This window comes from Nocardioides rubriscoriae (genome assembly GCF_008087085.1).
In the GTDB taxonomy this organism is placed as follows: Bacteria; Actinomycetota; Actinomycetes; order Propionibacteriales; family Nocardioidaceae; genus Nocardioides; species Nocardioides rubriscoriae.
Genome location: NZ_VIYJ01000005.1, coordinates 330,402 through 348,481 on the forward strand (window position 1 = coordinate 330,402; position 18,080 = coordinate 348,481).

Sequence of the window (18,080 nt, forward strand, 5' to 3'; positions counted from 1 at the left end):
CCGGCGGGGGTCTCGAGGCTCGTCGCTAGCGCTCCTCACACCTCGACCAGCGTCCCCGAAAGGACAACCCCATGGACCTCTCCCTCAACGACGAGCAGCAGGCCTTCCGTCAGGCGGCGCGCGACTTCCTCGACAAGGAGGCGATCCCGCACCGCACGCAGTGGGACCGTGACGAGTCGGTCGACCTGGCGATCGTGCCCAAGATGGCCGAGCTCGGGTTCTTCGGGCTCACCATCCCCGAGGAGTACGGCGGGCTCGGCGGCGACTACGTGACCTACGCCCTGGCGATGGAGGAGCTCGGGCGGGCCGACTCGGCGCTGCGCGGGATCGTGTCGGTCAGCAGCGGGCTGGTCGGCAAGTCGATCCTCTTCCACGGCACCGAGGAGCAGAAGCAGGAGTGGCTGCCGCAGCTCGCGGTGGCCGACAAGCTGGGGTGCTTCGGGCTCACCGAGCCCGGCACCGGCTCCGACGCCGGCAACCTGACCTCACGGGCCGTCAAGGACGGTGACGACTACCTCCTGACCGGCCAGAAGCTCTTCATCACCAACGGCACCTGGGCCGACGTCGCGCTCGTCTTCGCCCGCACGGGCGAGCCCGACTCCGGCCCGCGCGGGGTGAGCGCCTTCCTGGTCCCGACCGACTCCCCCGGCTTCGAGGCGCGCGAGATCAAGGGCAAGCTCGGCCTGCGCGGGCAGGCGACCGCCGAGCTCTTCCTCGACGAGGTCCGCGTTCCGGCCGCGGCCATGCTCGGCGGACCCGAGGGCGAGGGCCGCGGCTTCAAGGTCGCGATGTCGACGCTCGACAAGGGCCGGCTCGCGGTCGCCGCCGGCTGCGTCGGCATCGTCCAGGGCTGCCTGGAGACCTCGGTCGACTACGCCAAGAACCGCACCCAGTTCGGCCGCCCGATCGCGGGCTTCCAGCTGGTCCAGGACATGATCGCCGACATCTCCCTCGACGCCGACGCCGCGCGCCTGCTCGTGTGGCGCTGCGCCGACCTGATCGACCGCCACGAGCCGTTCGGCGTCGCGGCGTCCAAGGCCAAGCTCTTCGCCTCCGAGGCCGCCGTGCGCGCGGCCAACCTGGCCATCCAGATCCACGGCGGCAGCGGGTACATCGACGAGTACCCCGCGGCCAAGTACCTCCGCGACGCCCGCGTGATGACGCTCTACGAAGGCACCTCGCAGATCCAGAAGCTGCTCATCGGGCGCGACGAGACCGGCATCAACGCGTTCGTCTGACCGCGGGTCTCCGCGCCCGGCGGCCGCCGGGCGCGGAGGTCTGGACCACCTTCGTCGGATTCGGCTTGTCGCCACATCTAAGTCTAGTGTTTGGGTATGTTTACACGTGTACAGCGAACGGTGGCCTGCCTCGTCCTCACCGCCACCGTGATGGCGACCTCCCCGGGCCCCGCCACAGCGGGTGTCACCCCGGTCGCGGCGTCGCAACGCCACGACGACCCGCCCCGCGTGCGCGGCGAGCTCCCCCGCAACCCGTGGTCCGGCCCCGCCGGCACCGCGACCATGCACGGCGACCCCGGCTCGTCCGACACGACCCCGCTGCGCGGACCGGGCCCCGACCCGCAGCCGGCACAGACCGTCCCCGTCCCGGGGGTGTGCCCGACGATCCTGGCCGGGCGCGACGGTGTGCCGCTGGCGCTGTGCACCGAGTACGCCGACCGCGCGCCGTCGGTCTACCTGCTCGACCCCACCACGTACCTGCCGCTGGCCCGGCTCCACCTCGAGGCCGGCGCGCTGCTCGGGGGCGTCTACGCCTACGTCGACCACCGTGACCGGTTGGTCACCGTCGACGGCTCCGGCGCGATCGTGCTGGTCGCGCACGACCGCTCGGGCCCGGGCGGCACGTGGCGGCTCTTCGTGCAGCGCCGGATCCCCTTCACCGACGCGGTCGCGCGCCTGTGCGGCAGCGCGACCTGCGACGCGCTGGTCACCGTCGCGCCCGGCTACGACGGCCGCATCTGGTTCGCGACCGCGCACGCCGCGGCCGGCTACGCCGATCCCGCCACCGGCCGGGTCGTCGTACGGCGCCTCGGCCGGCGGTCCGAGCGGATCGGCAACAGCATCTCGACGGTCCCCGACGGCACGGTGGTCACCACCGACCACGCCACCTACCTGGTCCGCAGCGACCGACGTGGTCGGGTCCGGACGGTGTGGCGGCGGGCCTACGACCGGGGCCCGGCCCGCAAGCCGGGCCAGCTGACCTGGGGCAGCGGCGCGACCCCGACGCTGTTCGGTCCACGTACCGGTCACGAGTTCGTCGCGATCACCGACAACGCCCGCCCCCGCACCCGCGTGCTGGTCTACCGCACCGGCACCGGCGCACTGCGCTGCTCGATCCCGGTGCTCGGTCGCGACAACAGCGGCAGCGAGAACTCGCCGATCGGCTTCCGCCGCTCGATCTACGTCGCCAGCACCTACGGCTACCCCATCCCGGCCGGGACCACCGGGCCGTCCGACCCGGCGAGCGCCCCCTTCGTCGGCGGCCTGGAGAGGGTCGACCTGACCCGGCGCGGGTGCCGCAGCGTGTGGCGCAGCCCGGTCCGCTCGTCGGCGGTGCCCCGGCTCTCGACGGCCGAGGGCGTCATCTACACCGTCACCCGCAGCGAGACGCTGGCCTACGACCTGGTGCGTGTCTCACCGCGCACCGGACGGGTGCTCAGCCGGTCGCGGCTCGGCCACGGCCCGACCGCCGACACGCTGCAGATGGTCGGCTCGATCCTCGCCGATGGCACCCTGCTGCAGGGCACCATCGCCGGGCTGACGGTCACCCGGCGCTGAGGTCGGGCTCAGGCCGGGGCCCGGCGGTCACGCGCGAGCCGACACGGGCGGGGGCATCGGGGCCCGCAGCGTCTCGTGTGACGGTCGCGTGAACTGGCCCCACGCTGTCGGTGCGCGCCCCCATACTGACGCGCATGCGCCCCTCCCTCCTGGTCGTCGGCACGGTCGCCGCGGCCGTTCTCGCCGCTCCGATCCTCCCGGCCACGGCCGACCCCGTACCGCCGACGCCGCCCCGCCCGGCGGCGACCGCCGGACAGTCGGGCGAGGTCCGCGAGCAGGTGCCCGACACGGTCGCCCGCCCGGTCGACCTGCGGCGGGCGACCCGGGCGGCCCGTTCGGCCCGTGCGGCCCGGGCGGCCGGTCGGTCGGGCACCGAGGGGGCCGGGTTCGACACGCCGCTGGTGATGCCGTCGTCCTACCCCTTCCAATCGACGTTGCCCGAGCCCGAGCCCGAGCCGCTGGGCTCCGACGCCAGCACGCTCAGCGGCGTCCTGGCCCACTCCGACCTGGCGCCGCAGGTCAACGACTGGATGGCGCAGAGCGACCTGGTCAGCGCCCAGGTCGTGGGGCGGTCGGTGCAGGGCCGCGACCTCTACCTCGTCACGGTGACCGCCCCGGAGACCCCGACCCAGACCGCCCAGCAGGCCGCCTGGAAGGACGAGATCCGCAACGACCCGACCACGGCCGCCGCCGACGCCGCCCTGCAGACGGGCTACAAGACACCGATCTGGTTCAGCGCCAACATCCACGGCAACGAGTGGGAGGGCACCGACGGCATCATGGGCTACATCGCCGACCTGCTGGCTGCCGAGGACGACCCGGCGACCCAGGCGCTGGTCGCCGCGCACCGGCTCTACTTCTACCTGACGATCAACCCCGACGGGCGCACGATCGGCCAGCGGCCCGGCGTGCTCGGGCTCGACATCAACCGCGACATGATCACCAGCACCACGCCCGAGTCGGTCGCGTTCACCAAGGTGGCCCGGGCCGTGCAGCCGCTCTACTCCGCCGACCTGCACGGCTACACCAACGTGCTCCAGGTCGAGCCCTGCGGGCCGCCGCACGGTGACAACTACGAGTACGACCTGTTCATCGGCCACGGCTACGCCGCCGCGCTGCAGGTCGAGCGGGAGATGCTCGACGCCGCGATCCCGGGCAACCCGTTGCCGCTGGGCCAGATCACGATCCCCTATCGCGACACCCCGAGCGGCTGGGACGACTACCCCCCGGTCTTCACCGCCCAGTACACCGCCTACTACGGGGCCGTGACCAGCACCGTCGAGCTGCCGCTCCCCCGCACCGGCACGACCCAGAACCCCGTCACCGCGGCGGTCAACACCGCCGTCGCCACGCAGACGATCACCAGCCTGGTCGACTACGTCTCGACCCACAGCGACGAGATGCTCGACAACCAGATCGAGGTCTTCCGCCGCGGTGAGGCCGGCGCCCCCAAGGTCCAGCTCACCGGGGCCGGCATCGCCGCCGTCCCCGGGCCGGCCGAGTGGAAGCCGCTGTGGGACGTCGCCGACGACCAGAACCCCGTCGACTACCCGCGCGCCTACGTCATCCCGCGCGGCGCCGACCAGCGCTCGCAGTCCGACGCCGACCGCGTGGTCGAGCACCTGCTCTTCAACGAGATCGAGGTCGGCACCCTCGACGCCGCGACCACGGTCGGCGGCACGACCTACCCCGCCGGCTCCTACGTCGTCGACATGCACCAGCCGCTGCGGGGCCTGGCCAACGCCCTGCTCGACGTCGGCTACGACATCTCCGACAAGGTGCCCTCGATGTACGACGTCTCGGCCTGGAGCTACTCCTACCTGTGGGGCGCGAGCGTCGACCCCGTCGGCACCACCTCCGACGCCCCCCTCGGCGCGACGACGCCGATCACCGCCCCGACCCCGGCCCCGGCCGCACCCACCGGGCCGCGCACCACCGTCTTCGACCTCGCAGGACTCGACGACCACCGTGCCCTCCACGACCTGCTCGACACCGGCGCCACCGTCAACACGACCCCCACCGGTGCGGTCGTCGTACCGGCCTCCGCGTACGCCGCGGCGGTGACGGCCACCGCGGCCCACGGCGTCGAGCTGCGCACCGCGACCCCCGCGGAGGTGGCCGCCGCCGGCGGCGACGGGGCGCGCATCCTGAGCGACCTGCACGTCGGCTACGTCGGCACCCAGGAGGACACGCTCGCGCTGACCCAGATGGGCCTCGACGACCTCGAGGTCCTCGACAGCGCCACCATCAGCGCGGCGTCGCTGGCCGACGTCGACGTCCTGTGGGTCGGCTCCGACCTCGGGGTCACCGCCGGCAGCGCGGCCGACACCGCGCTGCGCGACTGGGTCGCCGGCGGCCACTCGATCGTGGGCCGCGACACCGCCGGCCTCGACGCGGCCGAGCAGTACGGCCTGCTCAGCGCCACGGCGACGTCGGGCGTGTCCAGCTCCAACGGGATCGTCGCCCTGACGACGCCCGCGGGCTCGCCGCTGGCACCCCACGCCCAGGACAGCGCGTTCGTCTACCCCGCGGTGAGCTTCACCGACCTCGGCGCCGGCACCGACGTCGCCCAGTCCTACGCCGCCGACCCCTTCCTGGCCGGGCACTGGCGGCCCTCCTCGCTGGCGGCCGACGACGGCCCCGACTTCGCCGCCGGCAAGGCCGCCGTCATCAGCGCGGTCCGGCCGAACGGCTCTCGCGCGCTCGTCTTCGGCACCTCGGTGTTCTTCCGCACCCACACCGTGGCCGGCATCGGCCAGGGGGCCCGCGCGATCGAGTGGGCGGCCTCCGCGCCGGCCGTGCCGCTGCCCCCCGACCCGGTCACGCCGGGCACGCCGGTCGCGACGATCACCGGGGTGCGTCAGACCAGCAGCGCCACCTACCCCGACCGCGCCCGCGTCGTGGTGGCCGTGGCGCCCGCCGACGGCACCTCCGGCACCCCCACCGGCCGGGTGGTCGTCCGCGACACCACCGGTGTGCTGGCCCGCGGGCCGCTCGCGGGCGGTCGCGTGACCCTGACCCTGCCGGCCCGACGGCCCGGCACGCAGGAGGTCACCGCCAGCTTCGTCCCGGCCACCGCGTCGTACGCCGCCTCGACCAGCACCCCCGCCCGCGTCGTCACGCGCAAGGCGGCCAGCGGCACCACGACCCGCATCACCCAGCTCGCCGGACCCCGGATCAGGGTCACCGTCGGACTGCTCGGCGGCCGGGCCGGGGTACCGACCGGCCAGGTCAGGCTGCTGCTGGACGGCGAGGTCCTGCGGCGCCTGACGGCCCGGGTCAGCGACGCCGGACAGCTCCAGGTGGTGCTGCGCCTCACGTCGGGTCGACACCGGCTCCAGGCCCGCTACCTCGGCAGCGGCACCCTGCGGCCGAGCCGGTCGGCGACCCGGACGGTGTCGGCGCGCGGACGCTGACGTCGGGCGGGTCGGGGCTCACGGCGCCCGCCGCGACCGCCGCTCCACGACGGGCCGCACCTGGCGCGACTGCAGCCCGTGCGCCCGGAACGTCGCCGCGACCACCGGGTCCTTGCTGGTCATCAGGGCGAGCAGCAGGTGACCGCTGCCCAGCCGGGGGCCGTGGGTGATCCCGCGCAACCCGAGCGCGCGCACCAGCAGGTCGCGGGTCGCGTCGGTCAGGCGGCGACCGCCCCAGTCGGGCGGGTCGTCGAAGGGCGGGTTGACCGCGACCAGCACCGTCGGCAGGTCGATCCCGACCGCCTCGATCTCCTCCACGTCGAGGGTGTCGGCGCCCGCCAGCCACAGGTGGTCGAGACTCAGCCGCACCTCGTCGGGGTCGGCCCCGAGCTCGCGCAGCACGTCGCGCACCAGCCGGTCACCGAGCAGAGCGCGCAGCAGGTGGTGCGGGTGCACGTCGCGCCGGTCGACCATGGGGTCACCGTACGACGAGCGGCCGGCTCAGGCGCGCCGCGACTCCAGCACCCGGAACCCCTTGGCGCTCGCGAGCCGCGCGGTCGGGTAGCCCTGCTCGCCGAGCCAGCGCTGCAGCGAGTCGGCGCCGAGGTTCTTGCCGACCACCATCACCGCACGCCCGCCGGGGGCGAGCCGGGGCAGCCAGGTCAGCAGCAGTGCGTGCAGCGCCTGCTTGCCGATCCGGATGGGTGGGTTGGACCAGATCTCGTCGTAGGTCGCCGCGGCGTCGACTGCGGACGGCGTCGCGGCGGTGAACCGGTCGGTGACCCCCAGCGACACGGCGTTCTCGCGGGCCAGCAGCAGGGCCCGCTCGTTGACGTCGACGGCGGTGACCTGCGCCTGCGGCACCACCAGCGCGACCGCGAGCCCGATGACGCCGTAGCCGCAGCCGAGGTCGAGCACGGTGCGCACGGTCGGCGCGGGCGGCGGGGTCTCGCGGAACAGCACCGCCGTCCCGACATCGAGTCGACCCTGCGCGAAGACCCCGGACCCCGACATCAGCGACAGCCGCCGGCCCCACACCTCGGTCTCGACCGCGGCCCGCTTGAACGGCACCGACGGGTCGGCGGTGAAGTAGTGCTCACCCTCGGCGTCAGTCATCTCCGTCATCTCCGACGTCTCCGGCCACCCGCTTGGCCATGGTCTGCACGGCCCGCGCCGCCAGCTCGTCGTCGGGCGGGTAGGCGACCTCCTCCAGGGTCAGCCCGTGGGCGTGCACCACCGCGGCGGCACCCTCGCGGCGACCGGCCTGCAGCACCTCACCGACCCACGCGGGCGGACGACGTCCCTCCCCCACCGCGAGCAGGCAGCCGACCAGCGCCCGGACCATGGAGTGGCAGAACGCGTCGGCCTTGACGGTGCCGACCACGACCCCGGCGTCGTCGCGGACCCACGACAGCTCCAGCAGCGTGCGGATCGTCGTCGCGCCCTCGCGCTGCTTGCAGAACGCCGCGAAGTCGTGGCGCCCGACCAGCAGCGCGGAGGCCTCGTTGAGGAGGTCGAGGTCGAGCGGACGAGCCCAGGCGAGCACGTGGGCCCGCGTGAGCGGGTCGACCAGCTCGACGGAGTCGGCGACGCGGTAGGCGTAGCGCCGCCACAGCGCCCCGAAGCGGGCGTCGAACCCCGGCGCCGCCTCGACGACGCGGTGGACCCGTACGTCGGGGGGCAGGACGCCGTTGAGCCGGCGGGCCAGCTTGTCGGGCAACCCGTCCGGCCGGTCGTCGGCCAGGTCGGTGTGCACCACCTGGCCGCGGGCGTGGACGCCGGCGTCGGTGCGCCCGGCGCAGACCACGTGCACCTCGGGGACCCGCAGCACGGTCGCGAGGGCCGAGGTGAGCTCGCCCTGCACGGTGCGCAGGCCGGGCTGCGCGGCCCACCCGCGAAAGCCGGTGCCGTCGTAGGCGAGGTCGATCCGCAGGCGCACCGGGTCATCCTCCCGCAGGCGTCGGCGGCGACGAGACCGAGGTCACCCACCACGTCACCCCCAGGGAGCGGTGCACGCGCCGGCGGCCGGGTACCGGGTAGGCATGTTCCTCCTCTTCAGCAACCGTCTGGGCTGCGCGGGCTCGCTGCTGCTGTCCGTCGCCCTCACCGCCGCGCTCGTGCTCCTGCTGAGGGTCCTGTGAGCCGCGCCGTCGCCCGCTACCTCCTGCCGTGGCTGCTCTGGGGCGGCGAACGCACCGGACGCTCCACCGACGGTCGCTGACGCAACCTTCTCGTCATGCGGTCGCGGCATACTGCGAGCGTGCCCGACCCCACCATCCTCCTCGTCTCCGCACACCACGCCGAGACGCTCCTCGACGAGTTCGGGCGGTACGCCCGTGACTACGACCTGCGCACCGCCGGCTCCAGCGCCGAGGCCGTCGAGGTCGTCCTGCGCCTCCAGGCAGACGGCGGCACCGTCGCCCTCTTCGTCCAGGACGGCGACCTGCCCGACGCCGGCCCGCTCGAGGCCTTCCACGAGTGGCGCAAGAAGGTGCCGACCGCGCGCCGCGTCATCGCCGCGCCCTACGACCGGTTCCTCGTCCACGCCGCCGACCTGCGACCCGGGCTCGCCAAGGGCAAGTACGACGCCTACCTGCTGATGCCGCGCGGCGTGCGCGACGAGGAGTTCCACGGCGCGATCACCGAGCTGCTCTCCGACTGGGGCTCGACGGTGGCGATGCCCGAGGTCGAGACGGTGCGGATCGTCTCGCCGCCGGGCCACGCGCTGACGACCGACATCCGCGAGTTCGCCGAGCGCATGGGCATGCCGACGCGCGTCTACGCCCCCGACACCGACGAGGGCCGCGAGCTCGTGACCGAGTACGAGGCCACCGGCGCCACCGTCACCTGGCCGCTCATCCGCACCCTGGGGCGCTCGGCGTACGCCCCGACCTCCGTGCGCGAGGTCGCGACCCAGATCTACGGCGCCCCCGGCGACTTCACCGTCGAGGGCGTGGTCGACCTGGCCATCGTCGGCGCCGGCCCGGCCGGTCTGGCCGCAGCCGTCTACGGCGGCAGCGAGGGATTGTCGACGGTCGTGCTCGAGGCCGAGGCGATCGGTGGGCAGGCCGGGACGAGCTCGATGATCCGCAACTACCTGGGCTTCCCGCGCGGCATCTCCGGGATGCGGCTGGCGCAGCGCGCACGCAACCAGGCCCTGCGCTTCGGCGTGCAGTTCTACACCGGCTGGGAGGTCGAGGCGCTCGAGCGCGGCCCCCAGGGCCACCACCTGCTGCGCACCGCCGGCGGCGTGGTCGAGGCGCGCTCGGTGGTGATCGCCACGGGTGTCGCCTACCGCAAGCTCGGCGTCGAGGGCGTCGAGTCGCTGGTCGGGCTCGGCGTCACCTACGGCTCAGCCATGTCGGTGGCGCGCGAGATGGACGGCTACGACGTGGTCGTGGTCGGCGGCGGCAACTCCGCCGGCCAGGCCGCCATCCACCTGGCGCGCTTCGCCGCGTCGGTCACGATCATGATCCGCCGCCCGTCGCTCGAGGCGACCATGTCGTCGTACCTGATCAACGAGATCGCCTACAACAACCGCATCACGGTGCGGACCTGCGCCGAGGTCGCCGACGGCGGCGGCGAGGGCCGCCTCGAGTGGATCGACGTCCGCGACGTCGAGACCGGCGAGGTCACCCGGCGCGGGGCCGGCGGGCTGTTCCTGCTGCTCGGCGCCGAGCCGCACTGCGACTGGCTGCCCGGCGGGGTGGCCCGCGACTCACGCGGGTTCGTCCTCACCGGCCGCGACGTTCCGCAGTCGCACTGGCCCGACGGCCTGCCGCCGGCCAACCTCGCGACCACGCTGCCGGGCGTCTTCGCCGTCGGCGACATCCGCGCCGGCTCGATGAAGCGGGTCGCGTCGGCCTCCGGCGAGGGGGCGAGCGTCGTCCCGCTCGTGCACACCTGGCTCGCGGGCTGACCCCTCAGCCGGCTCAGGCGGCCTGGAACGACCGGACCTGCGCCCAGACGGCCGCGAACCGCGGTTCGTGCGGGTCGACGCCGTGGCTGCGCTCGCGCTCGGCGCGGGTCCGCCACGCCGGCCCGTGGTGTCCCGCGAGGCAGTCCGCGTAGTCGGCCGCCCACGCCTCGGTGTCGGGTGCGGTGCTCATGCAGGGATGATCGGCAGCCGAGACCCCGCTGCTGAGGTTTACGGCCAGGAAGCTGCGAGCTCGGCGCGGGTGGGCGGGTCGGCGCCGGGACGCGACACGGTCACGGCCGCGGCCCGCGCGGCGTGGGCGACGACGCCGGCCGGGTCGCGGCCGTCCCACAAGGCGTCGATGGTGGCGGCGGAGAAGGTGTCGCCGGCCCCGATCGTGTCGACGACGGTCGTGGTCACGGCGGCGCCCTCGACCCGGCCGTCGGCGGCGAACCACGTGGCGCCGTCGCCTCCGCGGGTCACCACGACCGCCCGCGGGCCCAACGTGCGCAGGTGGGCAGCGGCCTCGTCGAGGCCCAGGGTCGGGTAGAGGGCGGCGAGGTCCTCGTCGCTGGCCTTGACCACGTGGGCGCGCCGCGCGACGGACTCGACCCGGCCGACGACCTCGGGGCCGGTGCCGGTGACGGCGGGGCGGGCGTTGACGTCGTAGGTCACCGTCGGCGGGACCGGCAGGGCCAGCAGCCGGTCGAGCAGGGCCAGCACGTCGTCGGCGCCCGGCGCGAGGACCGCGCCGATCGAGCAGACGTGCACGAAGGCCGGCCCGTCGGACAGGTCGACGGGGCCGAGGCGCCAGTCGAGGTCGAAGACGTAGGTCGCCGACCCGTCCGGGCCGATCGTCGCCACCGCCGAGGAGGTGCGCTCCAGCACGTGCGGGTCGGTGGCGAGCACGACGCCGGACCCCGCGAGGTGCGCGGCGATCGCCGCGCCGCGCGCGTCGTCGGCGTACGACGTCACGAACCGCACCGGGCGGCCCAGGCGGGCCAGGGCGACCGCGACGTTGGCGGCGCTGCCGCCCGGGCGCTCGACCGTGCGGCCGGGGGCGTCGGTGACGACGTCGACCAGGGACTCACCGACCACGAGGACGTAGGACACGCCCCCGTCCTACACCCTCTACGGTGCCAGGGTGACGATCCACCCCCTCGACCCCGACGCCGCGACCCCGCTCTACGAGCAGCTGCGCGCCCAGATCGCCGCCCGGGCCTCGACCGGCGACCTGCCGTCGGGCACCCGCCTGCCGACGGTGCGCCAGCTCGCCGTCGACCTCGGGATCGGGGTGCGCACCGTGCAGCGGGTCTACACCGAGCTCGAGGCCGACGGCGTGGTCGTCACCGAGGGTCGACGCGGTACGTCGATCGCGTCGGCCGTCGCGCCGGCCGACGCCTCGGCGATGGCCGAGGAGTACGCCGCCACCGCCCGTCGGCTCGGTCTGACCCTCCCCGAGGCGACCAGGCTGCTGGAGCGCGAGTGGAGTGTCGGCGGCGACCAATAGGCTCGCGCGCATGGCCCTTGCGACCTCCCCCGAGCAGCCGGCACCCGTCCGGCAGGTGGCCAACGCGATCGCGGGGTGGATCGACCGGCTCGGGGCGATCTGGGTCGAGGGTCAGGTCGCCCAGCTCAACAAGCGTCCCGGGCTGCAGACCGTCTTCATGACGCTGCGCGACTCGGTGGCCGACATCTCGATCCCCGTCACCGCCTCGCGCACCCTCGTCGACTCGATGAACCCACCCCTGGTCGAGGGCGCCAGCGTGCTCATCCACGCCAGGCCGACCTTCTACGCCAACCGCGGCAGCCTGTCGCTGCAGGCCCGCGAGATCCGGATGGTCGGGCTCGGCGAGCTGCTGGCCCAGGTCGAGCGGCGCCGTCAGCTCCTCGCTGCCGAGGGCCTGTTCGACCCCGCGCTCAAGCGGCGGCTGCCCTTCCTGCCGCGCCGCGTCGGCCTGGTCACCGCCCCCGGCTCGGCCGCCGAGCGCGACGTGCTCGACAACGCCCGACGCCGGTGGCCCGCGGTCGAGTTCACCGTCGCCCACGCCACCATGCAGGGCCCGCGCGCCGCCGGCGAGGTGATGGAGGCCCTGGCGCGCCTCGACCGCGACGACGAGGTCGAGGTCGTGGTGATCGCCCGCGGCGGCGGGTCGGTCGAGGACCTCCTGCCGTTCAGCGACGAGGGCCTGCTGCGGGCCGTGGCCAAGGCCCGCACCCCGGTGGTCGCAGCGATCGGCCACGAGCCCGACCAGCCGCTGCTCGACCTGGTCGCCGACGTCCGGGCCTCCACGCCCACCGACGCCGCCAAGCTCGTGGTGCCCGACGTCGCCGCCGAGGCCCACGGGGTCGCTGCGGCCCGCGAGCGGCTGCGGTCGCTGGTCCACGCCACGCTGGCCCGCGAGCAGGCCGGGCTCGACTCCCTGCGCTCGCGCCCGGCGCTGGCCGACCCGCGCACCCTGGTCGACCGCCGCGTCGACGAGCTCGCGGCCCTGCGCGAGCGCGCCCGCCGCTGCCTGGGCCACCAGCTCGACCGGGCCGCCGACGACATCGGCCACCAGCGCGCCCGGGCCCGGGCGCTGTCGCCCCTGGCCACCCTCGAGCGCGGCTACGCCGTCCTGCAGGACGCCGACGGCCACGTCGTCACCTCCGTCACCGCCACCAGGGCCGGTGCCGCCGTCAGCGTGCGTGTCGCCGACGGCCGCATCCACGCCGACGTCACCTCGACCCACCAGGAGCCCGATGCCTGACCAGACCGACGACACCGACCAGACCTACGAGGAGGCCCGCGAGGAGCTCATCGACGTCGTACGCCGCCTCGAGGCCGGCGGCACGACCCTCGAGGAGTCCCTCGCGCTGTGGGAGCGCGGCGAGGCGCTGGCGACCCGGTGCCAGGACTGGCTCGACGGCGCGCGTCAGCGCCTCGACGCGGTGGTCACGAAGGAGAAGGACTAGCCGACCCCGACGCCGGCCCTGACCCGGCGGGCGCCGGCACCGGCGCGGTCGTGAGCCGGCCGACCAGGTCGGCCAGGGTCTCGGCCGACACCGACCCGTAGACGATCACGGTCCGGCCGCCGAGCTCGGCGCTGTAGGCGTGGTCGCCGTCCGGGTCGTCCCAGCCCTGCCAGGAGCCGCCGACCGCTCCCGCGGCGTCGCCGGTCAGGGTGTCGCCCTGGGTCGCGTCGTCGACGCCCGACTCGGTCAGCAGGTCGTCGACGTCGGCGTCGGCCAGGCGGATCCCGACGAACCGCTTGGCGTCGGTGAAGAGGTTGAGGCCGAAGCGCGGGCGCTCGCCGGGGTCGTAGCTGACCTCGGTGGCCTGCCAGCCCGCGGGCAGGTCGGTGGGGTAGACGACGTCGGCGTCGATGTCCTGCAGCCCGCGCACCTGGGTCAGGTAGTCGATGTCGGGCACCGGCTGCTCCGGCGGGTCGCTGAAGACGCTGCGGAAGAGCACGAACCCGAGGATCACGACGACCAGGATGATGATCGCGCCGATCAAGCCCTCGAAGGACCGGTTGTAGCGTCCGCCCTGCTCGCTCACGGTGCCACCACGTCGTTGCTCACGACGGCCATCCTCCCAGGCCCGACTGCGACCGGCCTCCCCTGGTCGGTAGGTTCCACCGGGTGCCCTTGGTCGACCTCCTCGCCGTGGCGGCCCTGGTCTCGTTGCTGGTGGTGGCCTACCGGCACCCACGGCGCCGCGTGGAGGCGACGGTGTCGGTCGCGGCGACCGGCGTCGTCCTCGCCACCGGGCTGGTCAGCCTCGCGCACGCCCGCGAGAACGTGACCGAGCTGGCCCCCGTGGTCGGCTTCCTGGTCGCGATCCTGGTGGTGTCGCAGGTCTGCGACCGGGCCGGGCTGTTCGCGGCGGCCGGGGCCCTGCTGCGCGGTGGCGGAGCGGTGCGGCTGCTGACCGTGGCGTTCCTGCTCGCGGCGGCGGTGACCGCCGTGCTCAGCCTCGACGCCACCGTCGTGCTGCTGACGCCCGTCGTGGTCGCGGCGGCCGTCGCGTCCGGCGTACCGGGACGGCCCGCGGCCTACGCGTGCCTGCGGATGGCCAACTCCGCCTCGCTGCTGCTGCCGGTCTCCAACCTCACCAACCTGCTGGCGCTGCCGTCGCTGAGCCTGACCTTCGCCGGGTTCGCCGCGACCATGGCGCCGGTGCTGGTGGTCGTGCTCGTCGTCGAGTACGTCGGCCTGCGCCTGCTCTTCCGCGCCGACCTCACGGTGCCGGCGCGCCCCGAGCCGGTCCCGGCGACCCCGTTGCCGCTGGTGCCGACAGGCGTGGTGGTCGTGATGCTCGCCGGCTTCGCCGTGACCTCGCCCCTGGGTGTCGACCCGTTCTGGGTCGCGGCCGCGGCGGCCCTGGTGCTGGTCGTGTGGGGCCGGCTGCAGGGGATCATGGGGCTGGGCGAGGCCGTGGCGGCGGCCCACCCGGAGTTCGCCCTGCTGGTGCTGGCCCTCGGCGTCGTCGTCGCCGCGATCGCCGACGGGTTCCTCGGCGAGGCCGTCGCCGACCTGGTCCCCACCACGACGTCGTACGCCGCCCTGCTCGCGATCGCCGTGCTGGCGACGGTGCTCGCCAACGCACTGACCAACCTGTCGGCGACGCTGCTGCTCGTGCCCCTGGTCGCGCCGCTGGGCGACGTCGCGGTGCTCACGGCCCTGATCGGGCTCAACGTCGGCTCGGGGCTCACGCTGTCGGGGTCGCTGGCCAACCTGCTGTGGCGCCGTACGCTGCGCGGCGCCGGCGGGCAGGGCACCGACGCCCGCACCACCTCGCTGGCCGAGTTCCACCGCGTCTCGGTGCTCCTGACCCCGGTCAGCCTGGTCGCCGCCGTCACCGCGCTCCACCTCGTGGCGTGAGGCGCGACGCCGACCGGGGCCGATACGATCCGGCCATGAGCCCGACCGCCGTACCGCCGCAGTTCGAAGTCGCCCCCAGCTCGCCCGACCGCAACCTCGCCCTCGAGCTGGTCCGCGTCACCGAGGCCGCCGCGATGGCGGCCGGCCGCTGGGTCGGCCGCGGCGACAAGAACGGCGCCGACGGCGTCGCCGTCAACGCCATGCGCATCATGATCTCGTCCATCGGCATGCGCGGCACCGTGGTCATCGGCGAGGGCGAGAAGGACAACGCGCCGATGCTCTACAACGGCGAGGAGGTCGGCGACGGCACCGGCCCCGAGTGCGACGTCGCCGTCGACCCGATCGACGGCACCACCCTGACCGCCAAGGGCATGACCAACGCGGTGTCGGTGCTCGCGGTCGCCCCGCGCGGCTCGATGTACGACCCGTCCGCGGTGTTCTACATGGAGAAGCTCGTCACCGGCCCCGAGGCCGCCGACGTCGTCGACCTGCGCTACCCCGTCGCCGAGAACATCCACCAGGTCGCCAAGGCCAAGGGCTCCAAGCCCTCCGACGTCACCGTCGTGCTGCTCGACCGCCCCCGCCACCAGGGCCTGGTCGAGGAGATCCGCGCGACCGGCGCGATGATCAAGTTCATCACCGACGGCGACGTGGCCGGCGCCATCATGGCCGCCCGCCCCGAGACCGGCATCGACCTGCTCCTCGGCACCGGCGGCACCCCCGAGGGCATCATCGCCGCCTGCGCGATGAAGTGCACCGGCGGCATCATCCAGGGCCGCCTGGTCCCCCAGGACGACGCCGAGCACGAGCGGGCCGCCGCCGCCGGGCTCGAGATCGGCCCCGACGCCGTGCTGTCGACCGACGACCTGGTCACCGGCGACGACTGCTTCTTCGTCGCGACCGGCATCACCGACGGCGAGCTCATGAAGGGCGTGCGCTACCGCGCCGGCGGCGCCACCACCGACTCCCTCGTCATGCGCTCGCGCTCGGGCACCATCCGCCGGATCACCTCCGAGCACCGCCTCGAGAAGCTCCGCCCCTTCGCCGCCATCGACTTCGGCGGGTCCTGACCCGGCACGGGCTTGCGCCGGCCCGGGCCTTCGGCGTCTCGAGACCGTCGCGCCGTGCGTGACCTCGCGCGGCACCCGCGCGGCGCCCGCGTGGCTCGCCGCGGTGGACCGGAGTCCGGTCAGGCCGACCTGAGGGCGAGCTGGGCGGTGTCGATCTGGCGACGCAGGGCGGCCGAGACGTGGTCGATGACGCGGGGGTCGAGGGCCATGCCGACGTGGGAGGCGGTGACCTCGACCGGAACGGCCAGCGGGTCGACGCAGGCGCGCCAGTCGACGATGCCGTCGCGCTTGGAGTAGATCGCGGTGAAGCCCACCGACGGTGGCACCGGGGCGCGGCTCTCGTCGAAGCTCTGGCGCGCGCAGGCGCCGGCGACGCACTCCTCGGCCATCAGCCCGGGCACGCCGGCCCGGCTCAGGCCGACCAGCGCGTCGACGCCCCACGACAGCGCGATGTGGTGGGCGCCGGGGGCGAGCATGGGGCTGCCGAGGGTGACGATGCCCGACACCAGGTCGGGGCGGCGTACGGCGATCCCGCGGGCGATCATGCCGCCGAGGCTGTGGCCCACGATCTGCACGCGGGTGCCGCGGCGCAGCGAGATCGCCTCGAGGCGCGCCTCGAGCTGGGCGGCGGCGTTGAGGGTGCAGCCGACGTTGGCGTGGATGTGGGAGCGGTAGGTGCGGAACCCGCGGGCGCGCAGGGTGCGGGCCATCAGCGCGAGGGTGCCGTCGCCGGCCATGAAGCCCGGTACCAGGATGACCGGCTCGACGGCCCTCTCGACCGAGCGGCCGGTGTAGGAGCGTGACCGGCGGGTGCGGCGGTCCTCGCGGGCGCGGACCAGGTAGCGGCCCGCCTCGGCGACCACGCTGCCCTCGCGCAGGACGGCGGCGACGTGCGGCCGGTCGAAGCCTGTGGGGAGCAGGAACGACCCCAGGGGACTGTCATCCATGCTCATGACGGTAGGGCTCGGCGTACCCGGTCCGCAGCACAACGACCCCGATGTCCGGGACTTTCTGCCCTGGTGCGCCGGCGCCCAGCGCCAGCACCACCGCCACCGCGCACCCTGCGCCGTGCCAGACTTGACCCCATGCCGACCCGACTCCAGCCGGTGACGGCCTCCGAGGAGCTGTTCGCACCGGTCTCCGCCGACATCGAGCTGTGCTACCAGACCTTCGGCGACGCCGCCGACGAGCCGCTGCTGCTGGTGATGGGCCTCGGCGGCCCGATGACGTGGTGGGACGTCGAGCTGTGCGAGATGCTCGCCCGCCAGGGCTTCTACGTCGTGCGCTTCGACAACCGCGACGCCGGTCGCTCCAGCCGGGCCCGGGGCCGGGTGACCCGCACGATGCTCGTGCGCGCGTTCGCCGGCCTACCGGTGCGGGCGCCGTACTCGCTCGACGACATGGCCCGCGACGCCTTCGGCCTGCTCGACCACCTCGGTCTCGAGTCGGCCCACGTCGCCGGGGTGTCGATGGGCGGCATGATCGTGCAGGCGATGGCCCTGCTGCAGCCCGGTCGGGTCCGGTCGCTGGCGAGCATCATGTCGACGACGGGTCGTCGCACGGTCGGCTGGCAGCACCCCGTGCTGTTGCGCAACCTGCTGGCCGGCAGCCCGGGCCGCGAGGGCTACATCCGCTCCAGCGTCGCGACCTGGCGCCTGATCGGCTCCCCCGCCTGGCCGATGCCGCGCGAGCAGGCCGAGCAGCGCGCCGGCGAGACCTACGACCGGGGGGTGTCCCTCGCGGGCGTGACCCGGCAGATGGCGGCCATCGTCACCGCGACCGACCGGACCCCGCGGCTGCGCGCCGTGCAGGTGCCGGCGCTCGTGGTGCACGGCCTGGCCGACAAGATGGTCCACGTCTCCGGCGGCCGGGCCACCGCGGCCGCCGTACCGGGCGCCGACCTGCTCCTGGTCGACGGCATGGGCCACGACCTGCCCCGCCCGCTGTTCGAGACCTTCACCCAGGCCATCACGGCCAACGCGCGGCGCGCGCGACCACGCTGACCCTCCTCGCCCGT

General features: G+C 74.5%; 17 protein-coding genes. 10 read left to right on the forward strand and 7 right to left on the reverse strand.

All coding sequences use genetic code 11. The annotated features are described in order from the left end of the window. The first annotated feature begins 71 nt into the window (after positions 1–71). From FZC61_RS11160 to FZC61_RS11170, 3 genes are all read left to right on the forward strand, one after another. On the forward strand, positions 72–1,238 hold the full coding sequence (locus tag FZC61_RS11160) for an acyl-CoA dehydrogenase family protein (RefSeq protein WP_148614242.1): 1,167 nt from the start codon (positions 72–74) through the stop codon (positions 1,236–1,238). A gap of 96 nt (positions 1,239–1,334) precedes the next feature. After that, on the forward strand, positions 1,335–2,795 hold the full coding sequence (locus FZC61_RS11165) for a hypothetical protein (protein ID WP_148614243.1): 1,461 nt from the start codon (positions 1,335–1,337) through the stop codon (positions 2,793–2,795). 134 nt (positions 2,796–2,929) lie between these two features. After that, complete coding sequence (locus tag FZC61_RS11170) at positions 2,930–6,211, forward strand: M14 family zinc carboxypeptidase (protein ID WP_148614244.1); 3,282 nt, start codon at positions 2,930–2,932, stop codon at positions 6,209–6,211. A gap of 18 nt (positions 6,212–6,229) precedes the next feature. On the opposite strand, the gene FZC61_RS11175 is transcribed toward FZC61_RS11170, so the two are convergent. Genes FZC61_RS11175 through truA form a run of 3 tightly spaced genes read right to left on the reverse strand, consistent with a single transcriptional unit; the run spans position 6,230 to position 8,150 of the window. After that, positions 6,230–6,685 carry a Clp protease N-terminal domain-containing protein gene (locus FZC61_RS11175; protein ID WP_148614245.1) on the reverse strand — a complete coding sequence of 152 codons (456 nt, stop codon included), beginning with the start codon at positions 6,683–6,685 and terminating at the stop codon, positions 6,230–6,232. A gap of 27 nt (positions 6,686–6,712) precedes the next feature. After that, complete coding sequence (locus tag FZC61_RS11180; protein WP_148614423.1) at positions 6,713–7,327, reverse strand: class I SAM-dependent methyltransferase; 615 nt, start codon at positions 7,325–7,327, stop codon at positions 6,713–6,715. After that, positions 7,320–8,150, reverse strand: coding sequence for a tRNA pseudouridine(38-40) synthase TruA (gene truA, locus FZC61_RS11185; protein ID WP_148614246.1), 831 nt, complete (start codon positions 8,148–8,150; stop codon positions 7,320–7,322). Before truA ends, FZC61_RS11180 begins: the two co-directional genes overlap by 8 nt. 321 nt (positions 8,151–8,471) lie before the next feature. Here truA and FZC61_RS11190 point away from each other — a divergent pair, with 321 nt between their 5' ends. Beyond that, positions 8,472–10,130 carry an NAD(P)/FAD-dependent oxidoreductase gene (locus tag FZC61_RS11190; protein ID WP_246142634.1) on the forward strand — a complete coding sequence of 553 codons (1,659 nt, stop codon included), beginning with the start codon at positions 8,472–8,474 and terminating at the stop codon, positions 10,128–10,130. 13 nt (positions 10,131–10,143) lie between these two features. On the opposite strand, the gene FZC61_RS23070 is transcribed toward FZC61_RS11190, so the two are convergent. Both FZC61_RS23070 and FZC61_RS11195 read right to left on the reverse strand, forming a co-directional pair. Beyond that, the gene (locus FZC61_RS23070) at positions 10,144–10,320 is read right to left on the reverse strand and encodes a hypothetical protein (RefSeq protein ID WP_170286073.1); all 177 of its coding nucleotides are present in this window, start codon (positions 10,318–10,320) and stop codon (positions 10,144–10,146) included. 38 nt (positions 10,321–10,358) lie between these two features. After that, positions 10,359–11,240, reverse strand: coding sequence for a PfkB family carbohydrate kinase (locus tag FZC61_RS11195; RefSeq protein WP_148614248.1), 882 nt, complete (start codon positions 11,238–11,240; stop codon positions 10,359–10,361). A gap of 31 nt (positions 11,241–11,271) precedes the next feature. On the opposite strand from FZC61_RS11195, the gene FZC61_RS11200 reads away from it, so the two are divergent. Genes FZC61_RS11200 through FZC61_RS11210 form a run of 3 tightly spaced genes read left to right on the forward strand, consistent with a single transcriptional unit; the run spans position 11,272 to position 13,082 of the window. Further along, positions 11,272–11,637 carry a GntR family transcriptional regulator gene (locus FZC61_RS11200; RefSeq protein WP_148614249.1) on the forward strand — a complete coding sequence of 122 codons (366 nt, stop codon included), beginning with the start codon at positions 11,272–11,274 and terminating at the stop codon, positions 11,635–11,637. 10 nt (positions 11,638–11,647) lie between these two features. Then, on the forward strand, positions 11,648–12,877 hold the full coding sequence (gene xseA, locus FZC61_RS11205) for an exodeoxyribonuclease VII large subunit (protein WP_148614250.1): 1,230 nt from the start codon (positions 11,648–11,650) through the stop codon (positions 12,875–12,877). Beyond that, positions 12,870–13,082: an exodeoxyribonuclease VII small subunit gene (locus tag FZC61_RS11210; RefSeq protein ID WP_148614251.1), complete on the forward strand. Its 213-nt coding sequence runs from the start codon at positions 12,870–12,872 to the stop codon at positions 13,080–13,082. The genes xseA and FZC61_RS11210 overlap by 8 nt, the downstream gene beginning before the upstream one ends. Here the strand turns inward: FZC61_RS11210 and FZC61_RS11215 are convergent. Further along, positions 13,063–13,668 (reverse strand): DUF4245 family protein, encoded by a 606-nt coding sequence (locus FZC61_RS11215; protein WP_170286074.1) that lies wholly within the window; start codon positions 13,666–13,668, stop codon positions 13,063–13,065. The genes FZC61_RS11210 and FZC61_RS11215 overlap by 20 nt on opposite strands. An 83-nt stretch (positions 13,669–13,751) precedes the next feature. Here FZC61_RS11215 and FZC61_RS11220 point away from each other — a divergent pair, with 83 nt between their 5' ends. Both FZC61_RS11220 and glpX read left to right on the forward strand, forming a co-directional pair. Further along, positions 13,752–14,993 carry an SLC13 family permease gene (locus tag FZC61_RS11220; protein WP_211357207.1) on the forward strand — a complete coding sequence of 414 codons (1,242 nt, stop codon included), beginning with the start codon at positions 13,752–13,754 and terminating at the stop codon, positions 14,991–14,993. Between the two features lie 35 nt (positions 14,994–15,028). Beyond that, complete coding sequence (gene glpX / locus FZC61_RS11225; protein WP_148614253.1) at positions 15,029–16,063, forward strand: class II fructose-bisphosphatase; 1,035 nt, start codon at positions 15,029–15,031, stop codon at positions 16,061–16,063. 119 nt (positions 16,064–16,182) lie between these two features. Here glpX and FZC61_RS11230 read toward each other — a convergent pair whose 3' ends face one another. Next, a complete protein-coding gene (locus FZC61_RS11230; RefSeq protein ID WP_148614254.1) occupies positions 16,183–17,010 on the reverse strand; it encodes an esterase/lipase family protein in 828 nt (275 codons plus the stop codon). A 138-nt stretch (positions 17,011–17,148) separates the two neighbouring features. Between FZC61_RS11230 and FZC61_RS11235 the strand changes: the two genes are divergently transcribed. Next, a complete protein-coding gene (locus tag FZC61_RS11235; RefSeq protein WP_148614255.1) occupies positions 17,149–18,066 on the forward strand; it encodes an alpha/beta fold hydrolase in 918 nt (305 codons plus the stop codon). Positions 18,067–18,080: the final 14 nt, after the last annotated feature.